A 3,039-nucleotide genomic window follows, 5' to 3' on the forward strand; every position below is an offset into this window, starting at 1 on the left:
GGCCTCCTGAACAATGGAGTAGCGGTCTTCGGGAGTAAAACTCCGCCTTAGTTTGCTCATGATTTCTGAATGTAGTAGGACTAAACTGTTTTTACAATTTTGTCCAGCCATTCAGGGGGTTAAGACAGTCTCCCCTTGCAGGAAATTCCACCCTGGATTCGGTTCTAATTTTCGTTTCCTACTTAGGAAAGAGGGCTTCGACCAGTCCAGTAGCTCGGATGTCCACCCCATCTCATTGGGATTAACTTGGCCAATCACCTCCCCTGAAAAGAGCGTTCGCTTAATATCGGCAATTTGATAGGGATGCATGCCCCCGTTTTCGGCAAAGCCAACTAGCAAAGACGTACCGTAGAAGGTGGATAGCCCCGCTTTCAAACAAAGAAAATGCGTGATGGTGCTATCGGAGAAGCCCAGAAATATTTTCGGATTTTGCCCGATAATGGCAGCATCCACGTACCGTAAGATCCGGCAACTATCGTCCCCACCAATCATGGAAATAATCGCTTTTATGGATGGATCGACAAAGGCTTCCATCAAATCCTGGGCTCGTGCCTGCGGGTTTTCATAAATCCACTGAGCTGACTTTAAGGCATGCGTGGTTTCAACAACTTCCACCCCAAATATATCCTGTAACTGTCGCTTTCCCTGTTGGTATCGCTCGGGTAGTTCGCCCCCTCCTCCCCAAGAAAGTGAAATGGCGGCGACTTTATCACCGGGTTTTAAGGCTTTTGGTTTCACTAACTTCATCGGCTTTCACAGCCTTACGGCTTGGTTAAGTAAACGGTGTATTAGCGGTTAACGGCTAGCCAGCCTAGCAAGGATCAAGCTAACAAGTACTGTTGCATCGTCTGGTCAACCCTCCGATTGAACGACGGCCATTTACCCCTGAAGCATCCCGCACTGTCCGCCTACGTCAGGGTTTTCCCTCACTTCATTCCTACCGCTTTACCCACAGGCCCGCCAGTATTCGTCCAGTCGGGGTTTGGCATTGGGTGGTGATTGTTCGCCGGTAGCCCTTTTGGATCAGATCAGTGTTAGTGGCCGAAAAGTCAGCATAGTTCAGCCCGTGCCGTGCCACCCAGGCAGGGTGATTGGGTATTTTATCGTAAATAACGCAGTAGCTCGTGCGCCCATCCATAAAGGCCACATTAATATCAGTTGGCATATAACCTTGGCGGGTCCAGGAGTTGAACTCGCGCTGGTAGGCTTCCTGGCTCAGCCCATGACGCGCCACCCAGGGTGTGGTGTTGGGGCGTTTCTCAAAAATACCCCAATAGCCCAGCTGGGGCCGTTCGCCGGGCTGGTAATCAAAGACCCCCAATGTTTTAGCCCACACGTTTAGGGGCCGATAGCCCTGAGCGATGAGCCGGTCAAATTCGCGCTGATACTGGCGGATGGTCAGGTTTTTAACTTCGGTTCGCTGGGCGTATGCTGTCAGATTGAGCAGCATCAACAGCGATAACGGGAGAAAAATCGTTTTCATGATCAGGGTCGCTAAAGTAGGGATTACTCTAGTCGTGAAGATCGATCGAGCCGCAAGCAGGGGGAGATTATATTGAGCAACCGGTCAATTTCTGCCATAAGTGACCAGTTCAAATGTGTTTTTAAATCTCGTATGTGACGGATAACATTGGACAGATATTAAAAAGAGCATTTTCTCACAATTCGCTCCTAGGCGAGACGGGGAAACGCTCATCAGTAGGCAGCTTTGATTATCCAATACTTACACGCCATTGGTTGAGGGGATATAAATCCGTGTTCAAACAAGAGAGGTAATGGGGAAGATCCTGGCTTCATAACAAGCTAGTCAATCGGTCAGCCGTTACTTTAAGACCTACTTTTTTGAAGTTCTCCAAGACTTGTCTAGGTGTCATAGGTGGCTTCTTCAGATAGGAAACCTGTTGGTCAAAGGCCATCAGAGCTCTTCTTGAGTCCAGATCGATCAGGTTGACGATGAATTCGTCAGGGTGCTGGGCTTCGAGATCGAATAGGCTCAGTATGGCACCGGGGAAGTCCTTGAGATTCGCCGTCACAAGAACGTTGGCTTGGCAACGAATCGCTGCCGCTAGTACATGGCAATCGTCTGGGTCAGGTAGAGCCAGTGAGTCAATCAACGCTTCGTAGTGGACAACGTTTGCATCGGGAAAGGCGTTGTTCATAGCTTGGGTAGTCCGTTCTACCTGATCCGACGTTAGTTCAGGTCTGTTCAACAGCAGATTGCGGGTCCATTCCTGATGGATTCGATCGGTCCACTTAGGACTATACAACTCGACATCCGCTAAGTTTAGCAACAGATCTCGAATCGGTGCTGGGTAGAGTACGCAAGCATCAAGTAAGGCAACAAACTTAGGCAAATGAATCATTCGTAACCCAGGTTGAGGTCTTGGGCTTGCTCGGCCAAGAACCGCAGATTCGCTTTTCGGTTCGCTTTGTGATGAACTTCATAAGTAAGTAAGTCATCGAGCAAGATTCGGCGATGGCTCCCTACCTTCTTAAAGGGAATTACGCCTCCTTCTAGCAGCTTGACAATATGTGGCCTAGACACATTGAGCATATGGGCGGCCTGCTGGGTGGTAAGTTCAGCCTCCGAGGGTACCAGCGAAATGGCTTTTCCCTCCGCCATGCTGGAGAGAATGAAGGAAAGCAATTCGAGCGCTTTGGTGGGAATGGTGAACGATTGTTGACTTTCCTGTATCTGGATGTTGACACTATCGGAGGTTCTTTCCGCTAGAGCGGCAGTAAAACCAAAGAGCGATTCACGCGCTACGCGTTGTTCGTGTAGGGTAGGCTTTTCTAGCACAGCTTCCATTTACTTATCGTCTTAAGGTACAAAGTTACTAAACGAAATAAACGAAACAAAGTTCAAAGAGACTGTACGTGACGAATATAGTTTGACAGATATTAAAACCAGTGTCTCAGTAATCGCTCGTGGCTGTTGCACAACTCTGCTTTCTAACTTGACTTTTGGTTGTCTAATCAGGCTGATCGGATTTTCTACCTTCGGTTCCCTTTCTCAGTTAAGAAAAAGCAGCTCAAAAC

General features: G+C 48.6%; 4 protein-coding genes. All 4 read right to left on the bottom strand.

The features are described 5' to 3' along the window. Positions 1–111 precede the first annotated feature (111 nt). The 4 genes from ACYVJM_RS31945 to ACYVJM_RS31960 all read right to left on the bottom strand — a co-directional run bounded on the left by ACYVJM_RS31945 (position 112) and on the right by ACYVJM_RS31960 (position 2,809). A complete protein-coding gene (locus ACYVJM_RS31945) occupies positions 112–747 on the bottom strand; it encodes an LD-carboxypeptidase (protein ID WP_461152180.1) in 636 nt (211 codons plus the stop codon). A gap of 190 nt (positions 748–937) precedes the next feature. Further along, entirely contained in the window at positions 938–1,483 is a 546-nt protein-coding gene (locus tag ACYVJM_RS31950; RefSeq protein WP_461152181.1) for a hypothetical protein, read from the bottom strand. Between the two features lie 310 nt (positions 1,484–1,793). Beyond that, positions 1,794–2,363, bottom strand: a complete 570-nt coding sequence (locus tag ACYVJM_RS31955; RefSeq protein WP_461152182.1) for a PIN domain-containing protein — start codon at positions 2,361–2,363, stop codon at positions 1,794–1,796. Then, a complete protein-coding gene (locus tag ACYVJM_RS31960) occupies positions 2,360–2,809 on the bottom strand; it encodes an excisionase family DNA-binding protein (RefSeq protein ID WP_461152183.1) in 450 nt (149 codons plus the stop codon). The genes ACYVJM_RS31955 and ACYVJM_RS31960 overlap by 4 nt, the downstream gene beginning before the upstream one ends. Positions 2,810–3,039 lie beyond the last annotated feature (230 nt).

The sequence above is a fragment of the Spirosoma pulveris genome (assembly GCF_054781875.1).

Bases quoted from the DNA above. Each gene is read 5' to 3' on its own strand.
- ACYVJM_RS31945 (WP_461152180.1), bottom strand. From the start codon at position 747: ATGAAGTTAGTGAAACCAAAAGCCTTAAAACCCGGTGATAAAGTCGCC.
- ACYVJM_RS31955 (WP_461152182.1), bottom strand. From the start codon at position 2,363: ATGATTCATTTGCCTAAGTTTGTTGCCTTACTTGATGCTTGCGTACTC.
- ACYVJM_RS31950 (WP_461152181.1), bottom strand. From the start codon at position 1,483: ATGAAAACGATTTTTCTCCCGTTATCGCTGTTGATGCTGCTCAATCTG.
- ACYVJM_RS31960 (WP_461152183.1), bottom strand. From the start codon at position 2,809: ATGGAAGCTGTGCTAGAAAAGCCTACCCTACACGAACAACGCGTAGCG.